At 50.5% G+C, this 19,076-nt stretch carries 16 protein-coding genes; 9 read left to right on the top strand and 7 right to left on the bottom strand.

Translation table 11 applies throughout. The features are described 5' to 3' along the window. From CIK04_RS19220 to CIK04_RS19205, 4 genes are all read right to left on the bottom strand, one after another. The coding region (locus tag CIK04_RS19220) for an enoyl-CoA hydratase-related protein (RefSeq protein WP_325205727.1) at positions 1-695 on the bottom strand (695 nt) is incomplete at its 3' end. Positions 696-728: 33 nt separating this feature from the next. Next, positions 729-2,333: a carboxyl transferase domain-containing protein gene (locus tag CIK04_RS19215; RefSeq protein WP_097352306.1), complete on the bottom strand. Its 1,605-nt coding sequence runs from the start codon at positions 2,331-2,333 to the stop codon at positions 729-731. A gap of 38 nt (positions 2,334-2,371) precedes the next feature. Beyond that, the gene (locus tag CIK04_RS19210) at positions 2,372-3,541 is read right to left on the bottom strand and encodes an isovaleryl-CoA dehydrogenase (RefSeq protein ID WP_097352307.1); all 1,170 of its coding nucleotides are present in this window, start codon (positions 3,539-3,541) and stop codon (positions 2,372-2,374) included. A gap of 65 nt (positions 3,542-3,606) precedes the next feature. Further along, on the bottom strand, positions 3,607-3,996 hold the full coding sequence (locus CIK04_RS19205) for a MerR family DNA-binding transcriptional regulator (protein ID WP_015728056.1): 390 nt from the start codon (positions 3,994-3,996) through the stop codon (positions 3,607-3,609). A 194-nt stretch (positions 3,997-4,190) separates the two neighbouring features. On the opposite strand from CIK04_RS19205, the gene CIK04_RS19200 reads away from it, so the two are divergent. From CIK04_RS19200 to CIK04_RS19170, 7 genes are all read left to right on the top strand, one after another. After that, positions 4,191-5,405: a thiolase family protein gene (locus tag CIK04_RS19200; RefSeq protein WP_094866617.1), complete on the top strand. Its 1,215-nt coding sequence runs from the start codon at positions 4,191-4,193 to the stop codon at positions 5,403-5,405. A gap of 44 nt (positions 5,406-5,449) precedes the next feature. Next, positions 5,450-6,943 (top strand): CoA-acylating methylmalonate-semialdehyde dehydrogenase, encoded by a 1,494-nt coding sequence (locus CIK04_RS19195; RefSeq protein WP_097352308.1) that lies wholly within the window; start codon positions 5,450-5,452, stop codon positions 6,941-6,943. Between the two features lie 37 nt (positions 6,944-6,980). Next, positions 6,981-8,135, top strand: coding sequence for an acyl-CoA dehydrogenase family protein (locus CIK04_RS19190; protein WP_097352309.1), 1,155 nt, complete (start codon positions 6,981-6,983; stop codon positions 8,133-8,135). 26 nt (positions 8,136-8,161) lie between these two features. Next, positions 8,162-8,959 carry an enoyl-CoA hydratase gene (locus tag CIK04_RS19185; protein ID WP_097352310.1) on the top strand — a complete coding sequence of 266 codons (798 nt, stop codon included), beginning with the start codon at positions 8,162-8,164 and terminating at the stop codon, positions 8,957-8,959. A gap of 21 nt (positions 8,960-8,980) precedes the next feature. Then, positions 8,981-10,111: an enoyl-CoA hydratase/isomerase family protein gene (locus CIK04_RS19180; protein ID WP_097352311.1), complete on the top strand. Its 1,131-nt coding sequence runs from the start codon at positions 8,981-8,983 to the stop codon at positions 10,109-10,111. Between the two features lie 115 nt (positions 10,112-10,226). Further along, positions 10,227-11,135 (top strand): 3-hydroxyisobutyrate dehydrogenase, encoded by a 909-nt coding sequence (mmsB, locus tag CIK04_RS19175; RefSeq protein ID WP_039546717.1) that lies wholly within the window; start codon positions 10,227-10,229, stop codon positions 11,133-11,135. A gap of 47 nt (positions 11,136-11,182) precedes the next feature. Further along, positions 11,183-11,941, top strand: a complete 759-nt coding sequence (locus CIK04_RS19170) for an SDR family oxidoreductase (RefSeq protein WP_011081439.1) — start codon at positions 11,183-11,185, stop codon at positions 11,939-11,941. Positions 11,942-12,137: 196 nt separating this feature from the next. Here CIK04_RS19170 and CIK04_RS19160 read toward each other — a convergent pair whose 3' ends face one another. From CIK04_RS19160 to rtxB, 3 genes are read right to left on the bottom strand one after another with little or no spacing between them, the layout of a single operon-like run. Beyond that, a complete protein-coding gene (locus CIK04_RS19160) occupies positions 12,138-14,306 on the bottom strand; it encodes a type I secretion system permease/ATPase (protein WP_097352312.1) in 2,169 nt (722 codons plus the stop codon). Between the two features lie 2 nt (positions 14,307-14,308). After that, complete coding sequence (locus tag CIK04_RS19155) at positions 14,309-15,670, bottom strand: HlyD family type I secretion periplasmic adaptor subunit (protein WP_176463377.1); 1,362 nt, start codon at positions 15,668-15,670, stop codon at positions 14,309-14,311. Beyond that, positions 15,667-17,772, bottom strand: a complete 2,106-nt coding sequence (gene rtxB, locus CIK04_RS19150; protein ID WP_097352314.1) for an RTX toxin T1SS ABC transporter subunit RtxB — start codon at positions 17,770-17,772, stop codon at positions 15,667-15,669. The genes CIK04_RS19155 and rtxB overlap by 4 nt, the downstream gene beginning before the upstream one ends. Positions 17,773-18,210: 438 nt before the next feature. On the opposite strand from rtxB, the gene CIK04_RS19145 reads away from it, so the two are divergent. After that, the gene (locus CIK04_RS19145) at positions 18,211-18,570 is read left to right on the top strand and encodes a hypothetical protein (protein WP_011988329.1); all 360 of its coding nucleotides are present in this window, start codon (positions 18,211-18,213) and stop codon (positions 18,568-18,570) included. A gap of 25 nt (positions 18,571-18,595) precedes the next feature. After that, positions 18,596-19,057, top strand: a complete 462-nt coding sequence (rtxC, locus tag CIK04_RS19140) for an RTX toxin-activating lysine-acyltransferase RtxC (RefSeq protein WP_097352315.1) — start codon at positions 18,596-18,598, stop codon at positions 19,055-19,057. Positions 19,058-19,076: the final 19 nt, after the last annotated feature.

The raw sequence follows: 19,076 nt of genomic DNA, 5'->3' as shown, positions 1-19,076 counted from the left end.
TGTCGATCAACGCCGATTCGATGGACATGGATGCGCAATCTTGGCAGAGCTGTTTGACTTGCATGCATGGCTTTTGGACTGTTGTGCAAAAGGCGCTGGGCCATCGATTGTGTGGTCTGGGGCAGTTGTGTCTCGTTGTTGACCACAATGTGTACCAAGCCCATTTCCAATGCGTTATGGGCATCAAAGGTTTCGGCACTGATCATGTAACGTCGAGCATGTCGTTGTCCCAAACTTCGGCAGACATACGGCCCAATGGTGGCAGGAATCAACCCCAATTTTACTTCACTCAAACAGAAACGGCTTTCCGCGGTGGCGATGGCGATATCGCAACAACAAATCAACCCAAGCGCACCACCAAAAGCCGCACCTTGAACACTGGCGATGGTAGGAGCAGGGAAGTGGTCGAGGGTTTGCATCAACTTGGCCAAGCGTTTTGCATCTTCAAGATTAGTTGCTTCGTCTTGCTCTGCCATGGCACGCATCCAGTTGAGATCGGCTCCTGCTGAAAAGTGTGGCCCGTTGGCGTTGAGAATCAAAACCCGCAACTGAGCGTTTGAAGCGAAGGTCTCCAGTGCTTCAATCAATGCGCGGATCAGCTCGGCATCAAAGGCATTGTGCTTTTCAAGCCGATTAAGGGTTAACGTGGCAACCCCTTGCTCATCCATACTGGCCAATAACGCCTGACTAACCATGGGTTAACTCTCCAATTTGTCACTATTTACATGTTACATGCGGAAAATACCAAACTCACTGTCACCAATCGGCGCATTCAAGCTTGCGCGTAATGCACGACCAACGATGGCGCGAGTCTCGACGGGATCGATGATGCCGTCATCCCACATTCGCGCACTGGCGTAATAGGGATTACCTTGGCTTTCGTAGAGTTCAAGAATCGACTGACGATAATCGTGTTCATCTTGCTCTGGCCAGTGTTCCCCTTGGCGTGCTTTTACGTCACGACGCACTTGTGTGAGCACCCCTGCCGCTTGCTCGCCGCCCATGACCGAAATACGGGCGTTGGGCCACATCCACAACATAGTGGGGTCATACGCCCTACCACACATGCCGTAATTGCCTGCACCATAGGAGCCGCCGATGATCACGGTAAATTTAGGCACATCGGCGCACGCCACCGCCATCACGAGTTTGGCACCGTGCTTCGCAATGCCCTCTGCTTCGACTTTTTTTCCCACCATAAAGCCAGTGATGTTCTGTAAAAAGAGTAGTGGAATTTTGCGTTTTGCGCACAACTCGATGAAATGTGCGCCTTTTTGCGCCGATTCAGAGAAAAGAATGCCGTTGTTGGCCACAATTCCGATCGGGAAACCCAGTAAGTTCGCAAAACCACACACTAAAGAAGGGCCGTACATCGCTTTAAATTCGTCAAAGTCGGAGTCATCAACCATTCTGGCAATCACTTCACGAACATCAAAGGAGAGCCGCAAGTTCGCATTGACAATGCCGTAGATCTCATCGGCAGGGTAACGTGGTTCAAGAGCGGGTTTCGGCGCGCGTGGTAGAGAGGGGGCGTTGCAACTTTCGATGGCTTGGCGAGCCAGTTGCAGGGCGTGTTGCTCATCCAGGGCGTAATAATCCGCCACGCCCGATTTTTTGCAATGCACGTCTGCGCCGCCCAGCTCTTCTTCGCTGACAATCTCACCTGTTGCGGCCTTGACCAGCGGTGGGCCACCTAAAAATATCGTGCCTTGTTGGCGAACAATGATGGACACATCCGCCATGGCGGGGATGTAAGCGCCACCCGCGGTGCATGGGCCAAGGACAACGGCAATTTGAGGAATGCCAGCGGCCGACATGCGAGCTTGATTGTAGAAAATTCGCCCAAAGTGATCTTTGTCGGGAAAGACTTCCGCTTGGTGAGGCAGGTTCGCCCCGCCGGAGTCCACTAGATAGACGCAAGGCAACTGACATTTCATCGCGATCTCTTGCGCTCGGAGGTGTTTTTTTACCGTGAGTGGGAAATAGGTGCCGCCTTTGACCGATGGATCGTTGGCGATCACCATGCATTCGATGCCCTGAATCTGACCAATGCCCGCCACCACGCCCGCACAGGCGATGGGTTCGTCATAGACATTCCACGCGGCAAATTGGCCGATTTCAAGTAGTGAGGTGTTCTCGTCAAGCAGCTTTACGATCCGCTCACGAACCGGTAACTTGCCTTTTTCTCGCTGACGCTGCTGCGCTTTGCTGCCCCCTCCTTGCTTCACTAAATTGATATTCGCCTTCATCCGATGCACAAGCTCGGCAAGGGTTTTGTAGTTCGACTGGTAGAGCGCGTCTTCTTTGCGAGCTTTGGTTGGTAAAACAGCCATCTTCTTTCCTTAGCGGGCGTCACTTCGCCTCGCTGAAATTAGCGAGATTCATTAAACAGCTCTCTGCCGATGAGCATGCGGCGGATTTCCGAAGTCCCGGCGCCGATTTCGTAAAGCTTGGCGTCGCGCAGCAGGCGGCCGGTGGGGAATTCGTTGACGTAACCATTGCCGCCAAGCAGTTGAATGGCATCCAGCGCCATTCGAGTGGCCAATTCGGCGCTGTAAAGGATCACGCCCGCAGCGTCTTTGCGTGTCACTTCTCCGCGATCGCATGCGGCCGCGACGGTATAGACGTAACTGCGCGCCGCGTTCATTTGGGTATACATGTCCGCCAATTTGCCTTGCACTAATTGGAACTCGCCAATCGGCTGGCCAAACTGCTTACGATCGTGAATATATGGAATCACCGCATCCAAACAGCTGCGCATAATACCGAGAGGCCCTCCGGCCAACACCACGCGTTCGTAGTCCAAACCACTCATTAATACCTGCACGCCGTGGTTCAGTTCACCCAACACGTTCTCTTTGGGAACAAGGCAATCTTCGAACACCAGTTCGCTGGTGTTTGAGCCGCGCATGCCCAATTTGTCGAGCTTCTGAGCGGAGTGAAACCCCGGGAAAGCGCGTTCAATAATAAACGCAGTAATGCCATGAGCCTCCGCTTTGGGATGGGTTTTGGCGTACACCACCAATGTGTGCGCGTCGGGACCGTTGGTGATCCACATTTTGCTGCCGTTGAGCACGAAATGATCGCCTTTCTCTTTTGCTTTCAACTGCATGCTCACCACATCTGAGCCGGAGTTGGCCTCGCTCATGGCGAGCGCGCCAATGTGCTCGCCATTGATCAATGCGGGAAGGTATTTGGCTTTTTGCTGCGCGTTGCCGTTACGGTAGATTTGGTTAATGCACAAGTTGGAGTGGGCACCGTAGCTAAGTGCGACTGAAGCGGAGGCGCGACTGATCTCTTCCATCGCAACGACGTGAGCGAGATAACCCATCTCTGCGCCGCCATATTCTTCACTGACTGTGACGCCGTGCAATCCCATTGCACCCAGCTTAGTCCACAAATGCTCGGGGAAGTGGTTGGCGCGATCAATGTCTGCCGCCAGTGGCGCAATATGTTCGTTAGCAAAGGCATTGACCTGCTCTCTGAGCAGATCGATGGTTTCGCCAAGTCCGAAATTGAGGGGTTGAAACCTATCTTTCATAGCGCCTCCTGAGCAGCCATGTGGGCGTTCCTACAACTTAATTTCTGTTTGGTTGGGGCATATCGTCATGCCCGCTTAGCGTTTTGCTCGATCTCAATCAGGGCTTGTTGGCAGCGCTGTTTGGCTGCATCAAGCTCGCTCATAACCACGCTAATGTCATCGAGCTGCCGCTGCAAAATCGCTTGTTTCTCATCAATAATATTGAGCATTTTGACCAATTGAGTTTCGCTTTGGCGTAAATCATACAGTTCAAACAGTTCACGTATTTCCGCCAATGAAAAGCCGAGTCTTTTCCCTCGCAAAATCAATTTCAGCCGCGTTTTATCACGGCGCTGATAGATTCGGGTGTTGCCTTTGCGCTCCGGTTGCAACAAGCCAACGTCCTCATAGAAACGGATACTGCGCGTCGTGATGTCGAACTCTTTTGCCAGTTCGCTGATTTTAAACGTTTCCATTTCAGACCCCCTTAGAGGTATTTACGCGATGTTGAGGAGCCACTGCAGGTACGCGAGGTGTTCATGAAAATTGCCAATGTTAAAAAAATGCTTCTTTACGTTTACGTAAATGTTAGTGCTATGCTTACGTAAACGTCAAGAAAGCCGCCAGAGCGAATTTGAGTAAAACGTGTTTCTCGCGGCAGGGAGCAAATATGGCGAAATCGATTTGGATAGTGGCAGCAAAACGTACCCCGATAGGGCGATTCCAAGGGGCGTTGTCCACGCTGAGTGCACCGCAATTAGGCGCTGCCGCGATTCACGCAGCAATGGATGCCGTTTCGTTGTCCGCGCAACAAGTGGATGAAGTGTATATGGGGTGCGTATTGCCCGCAGGGTGTGGTCAAGCCCCTGCACGGCAAGCGGTGCTGAAAGCCGAATTGGGTTATTCCACCCCTTGTACCACAGTCAATAAAGTGTGTGGCTCTGGGATGAAAGCGGTGATGTTGGCCTATGATCAGCTCAAAGCGGGTGATAAGTGCTGCATGATTGCAGGGGGTATGGAGAGCATGACCAACGCCCCTTACCTATTGAAAGAGTCGCGCAGCGGTATGCGAATGGGGCATAAAACCACCTTCGACCATATGTTTCTGGATGGATTGCAAGATGCCTATGAAGGCCATTTGATGGGCGTTTATGCGCAGCAAATCGCTGACAAACTCAATTACACTCGAGATCAGATGGATGCTTGGGCCATTCAATCGGCTCAGCGTGCGCTTCAGGCGCAGCAAGAGGCACAGTTCAAAGAGGAAATTACCCCAATTTTTCTCGAAGGGCGCAGCAGCATGACGCTGGCTCATGATGAGCATCCAACCACTATTCAGTTCGACAAAATTCCCAAACTAAAATCTGCGTTTGCCGAAGCCGGTACGGTGACCGCCGCCAATTCCAGCGCAATTGCGGATGGCGCAGCGGCGCTGATATTGGCCGACGGTGATTGGGCCGAGAAGCAAGGCTTAACGCCACTGGCGATCATTCGCGGCCACGCAAGCCATGCTCGCTTGCCTGCCGAGTTTACCGTCGCGCCGGTTTACGCGATTGAGCAACTGCTAAGCCAGCTCGATTGGGGAATCGACGAGGTGGATTTGTGGGAGATCAACGAAGCGTTTGCCGTCGTGACACAAATTGCCATCCAGCAGCTCGGCTTGGCCGCAGACAAAGTCAACATCAAAGGGGGCGCCTGTGCGTTAGGCCACCCTATTGGTGCCAGTGGTGCCCGAATTCTAGTCACTTTGATTCACAGCTTGCGTCAGTTACAAGCGTTGGGTACCAATGGTGACGCTAAGTGCCGTCGCAGCGTCAAAGGTGTGGCTGCACTGTGCATTGGGGGCGGAGAGGCCACCGCGATTGGCATCGAAATTCCGGTTTAGTAAAGCGCTAAGCAGCGATGAAAAAAGTGAGAAGGAAAGCCAACATGACCCAATCAGTACCTCTTTTTATCCAAGGTTCGTTTGTTGAATCTCAGAGCAACGAATGGATTGATGTGACCAACCCCGCCACCGGCGAGGTGATTGCGCGTCTTCCTTGCGCCACGCCAGCAGAAATGACCAGTGCAATTGCCACTGCCAGTGAAGCATTCCAATCGTGGAAAGAGGTCGCGGTTTCAGAGCGGGCCAGATTGATGTTGCGTTATCAGCACTTGCTCAAAGAAAATCACGAGGCACTGGCGCAATTGCTCTCTCAAGAAACGGGCAAAACCCTTGCCGATGCCAAAGGCGATGTGTGGCGAGGGATAGAAGTGGTGGAACAAGCGGCCAATATTGCCAGCAATATGATGGGAGAGACGGTGGAAAATGTGGCCACTGATATCGACAGCTACTCGCTCATCCAACCGTTGGGCGTGTGCTGTGGTATTACGCCGTTTAATTTTCCTGCCATGATCCCGTTGTGGATGTTTCCAATTGCGATTGCCAGTGGCAATACGTTTGTACTGAAACCTTCTGAACAGGTGCCGCTGACGTCGGTGCGCTTAGCGCAACTGTTTGCCGATGCTGGTGCGCCGGATGGGGTGTTGCAGATCGTGCATGGGGGTAAAGCGCAGGTCGACTTTCTTCTCACGCATCCTGATGTGCGTGCCGTTTCGTTTGTTGGCTCGGTGCCGACCGCGCGATACATCTACCAAACCGCCACGCAAAACTTCAAGCGTGTGCAGGCGTTTGCTGGGGCGAAAAACCATATGGTGGTGATGGCTGACGCCAATAAAGCACAGGTACTCAGTAACTTAGTTGGTGCCTCGGTCGGGGCCGCAGGGCAACGCTGTATGGCGATCTCCGTGGCGGTGTTGGTCGGCGATGCCAAACATTGGGTGGCGGATCTCAAAGCGGAGTTGGCCAAAGTCAAACCCGGTGCGTGGGACGATGCCAACGCCGGTTACGGACCGTTGATCAGCGCTACCGCTAAGCAGCGAGTATTGGGCTTGATTGCGGAAGGCAAAGCGCAAGGCGCGGTGTGTGAGCTCGATGGCAGTCAGTGCCAAGTGGCGGGATACCCCAACGGCAACTGGGTTGGCCCAACGTTGTTTAGTGGCGTTACCACCGAGATGAGCATCTATCAGCAAGAGATCTTTGGTCCGGTGCTGGTGTGTCTGGAAGTGGATAGCTTGGAAGAGGCGATTGCACTGATTAACCGCAATCCGTATGGCAATGGCACCTCGATTTTCACCGCCAATGGCGCGGCGGCGAGAAAATTCCAACATCAGATTCAAGTGGGGCAAGTGGGCATCAATGTGCCAATCCCAGTACCACTGCCTTTCTTCTCATTTACCGGCTGGCGTGGCAGTTTTTACGGTGATTTGCATGCTTACGGCAAGCAGGCGGTGCGTTTTTATACCGAGACCAAAACGGTGACCGCGCGTTGGTTTGAAGAAGATCTGCCTAGCGGGCCAAATATGACCATTCAACTGCGTTAGCGCCCAATGAACGCCTTGAGGAATGAGGAAAAGAAAGATGGATTTTGAACTCAATGAAGACCAACGCGCCTTTGCTGACACCGCAGCGCAGTTCGCCCAAGAGAAATTAATGCCCAATGCGGCAGTGTGGGATGAGACGCAGTTTTTCCCTGTTGAAGTGCTCAAAGAGGCCGGAGAGCTTGGTTTTCTCAGCCTATATGCACCGGAAGAACAGGGTGGATTGGGCATGAGTCGGTTAGATGCGGCGATCATTTTTGAACAATTGTCGATGGGGTGCACGTCCACCACCGCCTTTATGACTATTCATAACATGGTCAACTGGATGGTGGGCAGTTTTGCCACGCAGGAAGTGAAATCGCTTTACTGCCAAGGGCTTAACTCAGGTACTTTGCTTGGCTCCTATTGTTTGACCGAGCCCAACTCGGGCTCTGACGCTGCATCATTGAAAACCACCGCCGTGCGCCAAGGAGATGAATATCGGATTAATGGCGCGAAAGCGTTTATTTCAGGGGCGGGTGAAACGCAAATGTTGGTTGTGATGGCGCGCACAGGAGGGGAAGGGGCTAAAGGGGTCTCAGCGTTTGTGGTTCCGGCGGATGCACAAGGAGTCAGCTATGGACGAAAAGAACCGAAAATGGGCTGGAATAGTCAGCCAACCCGTTCTATTACTTTTGATAACGTGCGAATTCCGCTCAATCACCGTTTAGGCGAAGAAGGCGAAGGTTTTCACTTCGCCATGAAAGGGCTTGATGGCGGTCGTATTAACATCGCGACCTGCTCGGTAGGGACCGCGCAACAGGCGCTGAACTTGGCCACGCAATATGTTCAAGAGCGAAAACAATTTGGCCACACGCTCGCCGAGTTCCAGACAGTGCAATTTCGTTTGGCGGATATGGCGACAGAGTTGGTTGCCGCAAGACAACTGGTGCGTTTTGCAGCCAGCAAACTGGATAAGGGCGACCCGGATGCGACAGCGTATTGTGCGATGGCCAAACGCTTTGCCACGGATGTCGGATTTAAGGTCTGCGATGATGCGCTGCAACTGCATGGCGGCTATGGCTATATCAAGGAGTACCCTTTGGAGCGATTTTTCCGCGATGTACGCGTGCACCAAATTTTGGAAGGCACCAATGAAATTATGCGTTTGATTGTGGCTCGTCGTTTGTTGTCACAGCAATCCAATCTGCTCTAGCGGCTAGGAATCTAAGGAGAAAAGGAATGTCTGAGATAATTCCACCGAGTGAAAATGGGATTTCACTCTCCCTCAATGGCCATGTGGCGACGATCACCATGGTCAATCCTCCTGCCAATACATGGACGGCAAACTCTCTGATAGAGCTAAAAAAGACGGTGTTAGCACTGAATGACAACAAGGCGATTTACGCCTTAGTGCTGACAGGGGACGGTGAAAAGTTTTTCTCAGCAGGGGCCGATCTTAAATTATTCGCTTCGGGAGACAAGGGCGTCGCGGTGGACATGGCGCGTATTTTCGGTGAAGCGTTCGAGACACTTTCTGCTTTTCGCGGCGTTTCTATAGCGGCCATTAACGGTTATGCCATGGGCGGTGGGCTCGAAGTTGCGCTGGCTTGTGATATTCGCATTGCCGAAGAGCAGGCGGCGCTCGCCTTACCAGAGGCGAAAGTGGGGCTGCTGCCTTGTGCGGGGGGTACACAAAATTTAACGGCCTTGGTCGGCGAAGGGTGGGCCAAGCGCATCATCTTATGTGGTGAGCAAGTGAGTGCGGAAAAAGCGCTGAGCATCGGATTGGTCGAAGAAGTGGTGGTCAAAGGGGAAGCGCTGAGCGCAGCACAAGCGTTGGCGCAGCAAGTGGCCAATCAGTCCCCCAGTTCGGTATCGGCTTGTAAAAAGCTGATTCAGAATACGCGCCAAGCGCCACTGTCGATGGGGCTGATACGTGAGCGCGAACTGTTCATTCAGTTGTTCGATACGCAAGATCAGCAAGAAGGGGTGCAAGCGTTCCTCGAGAAACGCGCACCACAATGGAAGAATCAGTAGTCACGCTGAATAGGAGGCACTATGACAGGCCGAGTCAGCTTTGAAGAATACCCTTGTAGCGAAGGCGATTATCGCATCGCCGTTGCCACACTCGAAAATACATCAGCCCTCAATGCGCTGAGCGAAGAGATGTTGGCTGCATTAAAAACCTCACTGGAAAAATGGCACGAAGACGAGCAAATCATTTGTGTGATCCTCAAAGGGGCGGGTGAAAAAGCATTCTGTGCGGGTGGCGATGTAAGAGCCATGCATCACGTGATGAGCAGCGAAAGCAAAGCGACGGCTCGCGCCTTTCTGACCGACTATTTCACTTTGGAATACCAGTGTGACTACCTTATCCATACGTACACCAAGCCAATCATTGGCTGGGGGGCGGGCATTGTGATGGGGGGTGGCATGGGGCTGTATATGGGCACTAGCCACAAAGTCGTGACACCGCACTCGCGTTTGGCGATGCCGGAAATCAGCATCGGTCTATACCCAGATGTGGGTGGTACTTGGTTCCTCAATCGTCTCGATCCGGGGATTGGCCTGTTTCTCGCGTTGACGGGCGTCATGGTTAACGCCAGCGATGCGTTGAAGATTCACTTTGCCGATCATTTACTGCTGCCAGAAGAACTGGATGTGCTGATGGATCAACTGCAACACGCGCATTGGTCGAGCGCAGAGGATCACTACGAAGTGGTGACCGAGCTTTTGGAAAACTTGGCGGAGCACGCGTTGAAGCATCGCCCTGCGTATCAATTGATGCCTTTTTTCGATCAGATCCAACATGCGATGGAAGGAGAAAGTATCACGCAAGTGGTAGAGAACCTCCTCGCCTTGCAAAGCGACAGTGATTGGTTGAAAAAAGCGCAAGATAACTTGGCGCAAGGTAGCCCAATTACCGCACACATTTGCTATCGCCAAGCGCGAGACTATCACGAATTGTCACTGGCGGATTGCTTTCGTCTTGAGCTTGGCATCTCGGTACAGTGTGGGTTGCTTGGTGAGTTTCAAGAAGGGGTCCGAGCGCGTCTGGTCGACAAAGATGGCCAACCGAATTGGCTTTACCCAACCGTGGCTGATGTGGACAGCAGCGTCATTGACGCGCTGTTTACCTCATTGTGGTCGGAAGACGCTCACCCACTGGCGCGACTGGGGAAATATTAGTCGCTCGTAACGCACAAAGCACCTCACTCAAAGCCTTGCTAATCAGGCATTGTAAACAGGCTGAGAATGCAGCACGCGTAGAGTGAAAGCCAAGGGCAAGAACATGGAGAACGTTATGCAAAACATCGGCTTTATCGGACTAGGTAATATGGGCGCGCCAATGGCGGAAAATCTGCTTAAAGCAGGCCATCAGGTCAAGGTGTTTGATCTCAACAAAGCCGCTTGTGAGAAGCTGGCACAGCAAGGAGCGAGCGTGTGCGCAAACCTTGAAGAGCTTGCCCAAGGCGTGAGTTGCATCATCACCATGTTGCCCGCAGGTGAGCATGTTCGCAGTGTCTATCTTGGCACCCACCAAGGCGACAAAGGACTGTTGGATCTGGTGGCCGAAAACAGCTTACTCATCGACTCATCGACCATTGATCCGCAATCGGCTCGATTGGTTGGGGAAGAGGCGGCCAAACGAGGTTTGGATTTTGTGGATGCGCCAGTTTCCGGTGGTGTCGCGGGTGCTCATGCGGCCACGTTGACCTTTATCGTTGGCGGCTCTAACAACGCGTTTGCTCGCGCCGAAACCATTCTCAAAGATATGGGTAAAAATATCTTCCACGCAGGCCAAGCGGGTGATGGGCAGATGGGCAAAATCTGCAACAACCTGATGCTGGGCATCCTCATGTCTGGGACGTGTGAGGCGTTAAACCTCGGCATTGATAACGGTCTCGATCCGACTGTGCTTTCCAACATCATGCTGCAAAGCTCTGGGCGAAACTGGGCATTGGAGCTTTACAATCCGTGTCCGGGCGTGATGGAAAACGCCCCCGCCAGCCGCGGTTATCAGCCCGGCTTTATGAGTAAACTAATGCTCAAAGATCTCGGTTTGGGATTGGATGCCGCAGCGAAGAGCCAATCTTCGGTGCCGATGGGGGCGTTGGCACGCAATCTCTACGCGTTTCACAACGCTGCAGGAAATGAGGAGTTGGATTTCTCGAGCCTATTTGAATTTTATGCCAAGAATAACAATGAGTAAGTGGGTTAAAAGAACGGTGATTTGTTTTATCGATTGAGGGAATCAAAATGCATCTAAAAGAGAGTGTGATTGCGATTACAGGGGCTGGGCAAGGGTTAGGACAAATGATGGCGGTGACCCTTGCACACGCAGGCGCTGAGCTGGCGTTGCTGGATTTAAACGAAGAAGGGCTACGTCATACTCAGGATCAATGCCACATGCTCGGCACCAAAGCGCTGATTTATCCAATGAACGTGACGGATGAAGGGGAAGTGGAACGTACCTTTGAGCAGATCGTCGAAGATTTTGGACAGCTTGATGGGCTGGTCAACAACGCGGGAATATTGCGCGATGGCATGTTAGTGAAAGTGCAAGACGGCAACATCAGCAAAATGTCACTGGAGCAGTTTAACTCGGTGATCAAAGTCAACCTCACTGGCACGTTTTTGTGCGGGCGTGAAGCGGCGGTCAAAATGATTGAAACCGGACGCAAAGGGGTCATCATCAACATTTCCAGCGTGTCCCGCGCGGGCAATATTGGTCAAACCAACTATTCGGCATCGAAAGCCGCGGTGGCGACGTTGGCCACCACTTGGGCCAAAGAGCTAGCACGTTACGGCATACGCGCTGCGGCCATCGCGCCCGGTGTGATTCACACCGCCATGGCGGATCAGATGAAACCCGAGGCGATCGCCAGACTAGAGAAAATGATCCCCGTGGGGCGAATGGGTGAAGCCAGCGAAATTGCACACACGGTGAAGTTTATTTTCGAAAACGAATACATTACAGGACGAGTGCTGGAAGTGGATGGCGGAATTCGGATGTAGCCAAAGTCGAGCGTTACGGCTAAATATCGATATGATTCACTTCGTTAACTTCGGCGATTTTCTCTCCGTCCCAGATCATTTCCAATAAATAGCTCTGGACGATGTCGTCGATAGGCTTCGGAGTGAACAATGCCGAAAAAAACACCCCAAGAGAAAACTTAGGGTGTAGGTGAGAGTTGATTGTCTAGGCGAGAGGCTATTCGCCCACTTGCTGCTTCCAAAGCTTAGCGTATAAGCCTTGCTGGGCAACTAACTCATCATGTGTACCACTTTCGGCTACTTGGCCTTTATCGAGCACAAAAATATTGTCGGCATGACGAATGGTGTTGAGTCGATGCGCAATACTGATCACCGTTCGGCCACGGCAAATTTCGTCCATATTGCTCATGATTGCCGCTTCAGAGTTGTAGTCTAGCGCGGAGGTTGCTTCATCGAGCAGCAAGATTCTCGGGTCCACCAGTAGGGCTCTTGCCAAAGCAATACGCTGTCTTTGACCACCAGACAGTGCCGCGCCTTTTTCACCCACTGGCTGGTTAAAACCGTGAGGAAGCCCTTCAATAAATTCTAACGCGCCTGCTAACTGAGCGGCGTGGCGAATATCTTCGTCGCTGGCTTGTGGTTTACACAAACGAATGTTGTCCGCCACACTGCCGGAAAAGAGGATACTCTCTTGCAATACCACGCTCATGTTGCGACGCAGAGAAACGGGGTCGGCAATCGCGAGATCCATTCCATCGACCAAAACTTGTCCATGTTGTGGAACGTATAAGCGCTGTAGCAAACGAGTGAGCGTGCTTTTTCCTGAGCCTGAAGGTCCAGTGACACCGATAAACTGCCCAGGTTGAATCTTGAGGGACAAATTGGCCAGCACTTCTGGTGCATCCTCGTGATAGCGAAAACGAATGTTACTAAACTCAATGCCGCCTTCAAGCTCGGGGACTGAGGCTAAACCTTGTTTACTGTTCTCTCTTGGTTCATCGAGAATATCGCCCACGCGTCTTAAGGCGATGAGCGTGTGCTGAAAATCTTGCCAAATTTGTGCCAGTCGTAAGACAGGTTGCGTTACATGGCCAGCAAGCATGTTGAATGCGACTAATTGACCGGGTGTGATCTCCCCTTTAAGTACTGCGCTCACGCCCCACCAAAGCAGTAGCGCGGCGGTGAGCTTCTGCACCAAAGCGATGGCTTGCCCGGCAACCAACCCCAATTTTTGCGCGTCAAAGCTTCGGTTTAATTGTTGGCTCAGAATACGTTGCCACTGTTCAAGAAAGCGATGTTCTGTGGCCGTGGTTTTGATGGTTTCAATGCCAGTCACAGCCTCGGTCAAAAACGTGGTTGCGTTAGCGTCGGACTCGTACTCCGATTCCACTTTTTTGCGGATCAGCGGCCCTGCAATGAGCCACAGTACAAAGTAAATCACCAAGGAGCCAATCACCAACCAAGTGAGCGTACTGGCGTAATGAAACATCACGGCAAGGAAGACGGTGACAAAAATCAGATCAAGCAGCAGCATCAATGTCGAACCCGTCAAAAACTGACGGATCTGCGCCATTTCACGTACCCGGGCAATGATTTGGCCGGTTTGACGTTGCTTAAAATAGGTTAATGGCAGGCCGACTAAGTGGCGATAAAGCCGACCTGAAAGCTCGGCATTTACTTGGCTGGCAAGGTGGCCAAATACCGTGTTTCGTAAGTAGCTGTATGCTGGCTCGGCAACGGCCAATGCCAACATCGCCAGCGCCAGCACGTGCAAGCTGGATAAACTGCGCCCAACCAGCACCTTGTCGATGACATTTTCAAACAACATTGGGCTAACGAGTGCAAACACCTGTAACGCGATGGCGTAAAGAAACACATCACGCAGTTGGCTCTTTTGCCGCAGAATCGAAGGCGCAAACCAGCTCAGACCAAATTTGACCTCTTTGCTAGTGAGCTGCTCATCGGCGAGCAGCATAACTTTGTGCTCTCGCTGAGATGGGTTTGTCGACAAAGCTTGTGTTTGCAACTGTTGTGTCGAGGGATCATAAAATGTCCAACCCCCTTCGCTGACTTGGGTAATCACTTTCCAGCCATGGTCATGCTCGATAAGGGCGGGAAGTGGCAAAGTATCGAGCGCTTGAGTATACAGCGTGGTGAGTTGGCTTTTGAGGCCAAGATAGTCTGCCGCTTCTCTCATCTCCATGTCACTCAGGTAGGCATGACTTACCCCTAATGCATGCCTAAGCTGCGAGCTGGACGATTTTTTATGGAATTGTTGGCCAGCGTAAACCACGGCTTCGATTCCCCAGTTATTACGTATGGTTTCTTCTGTTCGCGCTTGCCCTACGGTGTCGATATGCTCATTGGCTGATAACGTAGCAGTCATCTCTATCTCTCCCTCAATGCTTCAGCTTGGTACTCGCGAATTGGGCTGAGTAGGTAGTCGATAACGCGTCGTTTATCGGTCTTAATTTCAGCAACGACAGACATGCCAGGAGTGAGCTCAACCGTTTGACCATCGATGACGATATTGTTTTTCTTTAGTTGTACTTGAGCCGGGAAAACCAGCCCAAGCTGTTCGTCGGTGGTGGAATCGCGTGAAACACTCAGCAGTTCAGCGTCGATTGTTCCGTATCGAGTGTAGGGAAAAGCATCCACTTTCACGGTCACGGATTGGCCGGGGTAAATAAACCCCACGTCTTTATTGAGGATCTGAACTTCTGCCAGCTGTACGCTGTTTTCCGGTACGATGATCATTAAATTTTGCGCTGGTTGCAGCACTGCTCCAAGGGTATAGACGCTGAGTTGCTGCACGGTGCCATCCACTGGTGAGCGAATGATTTCCAACTGCTCACGCTCACGCACTTTAGAGAGCTCTTGGTTCAACGCGGCCAGCTGCAATTTGGCTTGTCGGCGTTTTTCCAACCACTCTCTTTGCTTTTGTGCTTTAAAGCCACTTAGTCTCTCTTCAAGGCTGCGATATTGGGATTTCAGAACCTGTAACTCAGCGCGTTGCTGGCTAACTTGTCGCTGCGCTTCGAGCAGTTCTTTCTCTTGTTCTAGATACTCGACGTGGCTAATGACTTTAACCTGATTGAGCGTTTTGCGCGCTTCGAGCCTTTGGCTGATGTTCTCTGTCAACTGAACCAAGGCGTTGATGTCACTTTGGCGAGCGGCTTGAGAGGTTTTATTCACCTGCATTTCCGCGTGAATACTGGCTAGTGTGGAATTAAATTCGCGCTGTTCGCTGAGATAGTTTTCAGTGATCAACGCTTGTTGCTCTGCTGGTAAGGCCGTAAACATTGGGTCCTGAACCAAAGGTTGGTCGTTGATTAAAGTGCGGTAACGAATCAGTTCATTGGTTTGAAACTCGGATTGAGTGATCAAACGCGTGATGTCTTGATTCACCCCAAGCGTATCCAAGGTCAGCAAGGGGGCGCCTTTTTCCACACGCTGGCCATCCTTCACATGAATGCTCATGACGCGGCTTTGCTCGTAAGATTGGATAACTTGTGAGCGACCAGAAACCACAAGACGGCCTGTGGCGGTGGCTTGTACGTCCAGTTTCCCCCAATACGCCCAAAGCAGCGCAGCCAGTACGCCAATACTCAGTGTTATAGCGGTTAACCGTGCAAAGGGTGATGGCGGTTTTTGAGCCAAAGCAAGATGCGCAGGCAGGAATTCATAATGGTGTTCGGCGCTTTGGCGAGGTTGCCCTTTGCCCAAGAAACGCTTAATGATGCTGATCATGCGGTGGTTTCCTCTTGTTTGAGCTCTTGCTGAAGCTGCCATAACTGTTTGTATTGTTTGCCATGGGTAAGTAATTGCTGATGCGAACCTTGTTCAACAATTGCGCCTTGATGAAGCACAATGATGCGATCGCAATCTCGCACGGTAGACAAGCGATGAGCGATAGTGATCACGGTGCGGCCTTGGGCGATGTTGGCCATGTTGGATTGAATTAACGCCTGAGATTCATCGTCCAGGGCGCTGGTGGCTTCGTCCAAAATCAATACTTTTGGATCCGACAGCAGTGTGCGTGCAATCGCGAGTCGCTGCCTTTGGCCGCCAGAGAGAGATTGCCCGCCTTCCGCTAAAATGGTGTCGTAACCCATTGGCAACTTTAAGATAAATTCGTGCGCGCCAGAGAGCTTCGCCGCTTCAATAATCTCTTCTAAGCTTGCTTCCGGCTTCGATTGGGCGATGTTCTCACTCACACTTTTGTTAAATAAGAAGTTTTCTTGTAGTACTACACCCACTTGTTGCCTCAACTGTTGAATGTGGATGTGGTTAAGTGGGATGCCATCAATCGTGATGCTGCCTTGCTCTGGACTATAAAGTCGCAACAGCAAGCGAGCCAAGGTGCTTTTTCCTGAACCTGACGTGCCGACGACGCCCAATGTTTCACCCGCTCGTATCTCCAACGACAAATCGTTGATGGTGGGGGGAATATCCGGTTGGTAACGAAAGAGGATATTTTTAAAAGAAACGGCCCCTTGCAGTGTGACGATGTCACTTCCGGTGTGTTGTTCTACTGGCAGGTTGAGCATATCCCCGAGTTTTTCGACGGCGACGCGGGTTTGGATAAATTGCCCCCACAATTCGACCATGCGCGCTAGCGGCTGGGCGATGTGATTGGTCATCATATTGAAAGCGATCAATTGACCGATGGTCATCTCAAGAGAGAGCACTTCCGTCGCCCCAAGCCACAAGATCGCGACACTGGTGATTTTTTGCAACAACTGAACTAGGTGGTTTGAGCGATTATTGAGCTGTTGAACATCGTAACCGGTTGAGACCATTTTTTCGGTTTGTTCATCCCAGCGACGAATAAAGCGCGGCTCAACCGCCAAACTTTTCAGGGTTTCACTGCCTGCCACCGTTTCGGTAAGAAAGGATGTGTTTGCCGCAGCATGTGAAAACTGCTTTTCAATCGCCGCCTGCATTCTTGGTGTTAACCACCAAGCAAGAAGGGCGTAACACGGTATTGTGGCGATGAAAAGCCAAGTGAGTGGGCCGGAAAGTAAGCTCATGACATACAGGAAGACGAACATAAACAGCAGTTCGACCGTTAGAGTAAACATGGAGCCAGTTAAAAACTCACGCACGGTGTCGAGTTCTCGCACACGTGTGACAATCGCCCCGACTTGGCGGGACTTAAAAAACATCAACGGTAGACCAAACAGATGCTTAACCAGTTTTAGTCCGAGTTGTATGTCAATGCGATTGGCCGTGTGGGCATACTGATATTCACGTAGACCACGAAGTACCACTTCGATCACCCCAGTAACGACGAGGCCAAACACCAGCACATCCAGTGTTGACCAAGCTTGGTGAACCAGTACTTTGTCCATCACCACTTGGAAAAAAAGAGGCGAAATAAGCGCGAGGATCTGCAGAACAAAAGAGAACAACAGAATCTCACTCAAGACTCGTTTATGTTGCAGAAACTCGGGAATGAACCAAGTGATGTCAAAGCGAGATTGTGCTTGTTTTATTTCTAGAGATTTTTTGTTCCAAGTCGAGTTAAGTTCGTGATAAGAGACCACTTCCGGACTTTCTTTATTAGGTCTTTGTATTAAACACTTGTCTTTATTAGCTTTTGCTAGAATAAATGGCGTGCCTTGTGAATCAAATAAAATGGCAGGTGTTTTTATTTTATCTATGTTTTTAAATTGTGAATGTTTTGTGGTTATTTTTACTTTGTTTTCTTTTTTTATTTTTTCGAGTTCTTCTTTGTAATTATTAGTTTTTGTTAAATTAGCATTTTCTTTAAATTGTTCTCTATTGCCGCTGATGATACTTAAATAAAAGTGAATACATATCAGCGTCAACCCTTCATTGTTGGACATAATTAAATTACTTAGCCGATGTTTATTGCAGCGTTTTTGAAGGGGCGGAATCCTATCACCGCTTGTTAACACGATCAATCATCAATTGCGGACGATTTTGCTCGTTTATTGGTCTTTGTTGTGTGTTTATTGCACAGATTTGATTCAAATGAATGATGCATGTCACGTTAATAGGTAATCACGGTGATTGTTACATGAATATGGTATTGAGTGAATAATGGACGATAAAAATAGAATAATTGCTCTAATATAATCAATTTAAGTCTATTGATGACCACTGTTTTACGATGTAATATTTCGACACAAAATAAAAATTAAAATTATTATTCATGGCTGAATTCTTATATTCTGCCTTTTAATTGAGCTTGCAGGCGAGAGTGATTCCTTTTAAAAGGAACGATTTTCGTCTTATCTATATAAAATAAGTAGGGGAAATTTATGACTGAGAAGTTTGTTCAAACAGTATCTAGCGTTAACTACAATAAAGGTGTTTTTTCTCTTTATTTCGTCGGTCAGGATCAAAAAAACATGGCGAACGGCGTCATGGCTGAAAGCGATAATGATCTTGAACTTAAGCAAGTTGTCCATATGCCTGCCTCTGGTTTTATGTATATGGTATCGATGATTAAGAACATGCTAGAAGATCCAAGAATGGAAGCTGAATTCGACAAGCTTGTTGCAGCCGGTTTTCTACCAGCAGGTGATGCTGCGGTAAATCAAGCGGAAGAATCACCAGCGGAAACTCTCGTGGAAGAGAAAGCCGCTCCGAAAAAACGCACTTCCCAAGCAAAAAAATAACAGCATATTGGTTGATATAGGGCAGATGTCTATTACACATCAACCAGCAAATCTCACATTAGCGCAAATGCAACAGATGATAGGTGGTGTCATGCTGCTCAGCCAGCACTCGCCCCTTCATCGCCGATACGTGGTTGCAGAATGGCAGCAGCGTATTTTGCCAGCTTTTGAGCTAAACCAGTTTTGCTACTACGAAGATGAGCACGGACGCCCAATTGCATTTTGTAATTGGGCGTTTGTCTCTGAGCAGATCCGAGATGAGCTGTTATCTGGAGTGCGTGAAATAACTCCATCCGACTGGCGTTCAGGCCAGCATATCTACATTCCAGAGATGATTGCTCCATTCGGGCATGGCAGAGAGGTCGTTAACGATCTTCGTCGCCGTGTATTTTTACCGTGGAAAGGGCAGAAAGTCTGCACTGTCCGCGGCAAAGTGGATGCTCAAAATGACCGCTGTATCAGAAAGATACAGTGGTTTTCTATTTAACTCCTAAAGAAGAGTTTGG

It is taken from the genome of Vibrio sp. 03_296, assembly GCF_002265885.1.
Note: the sequence above shows the minus strand (reverse complement) of the source record. Positions and strands in the feature narration are given on the sequence as shown.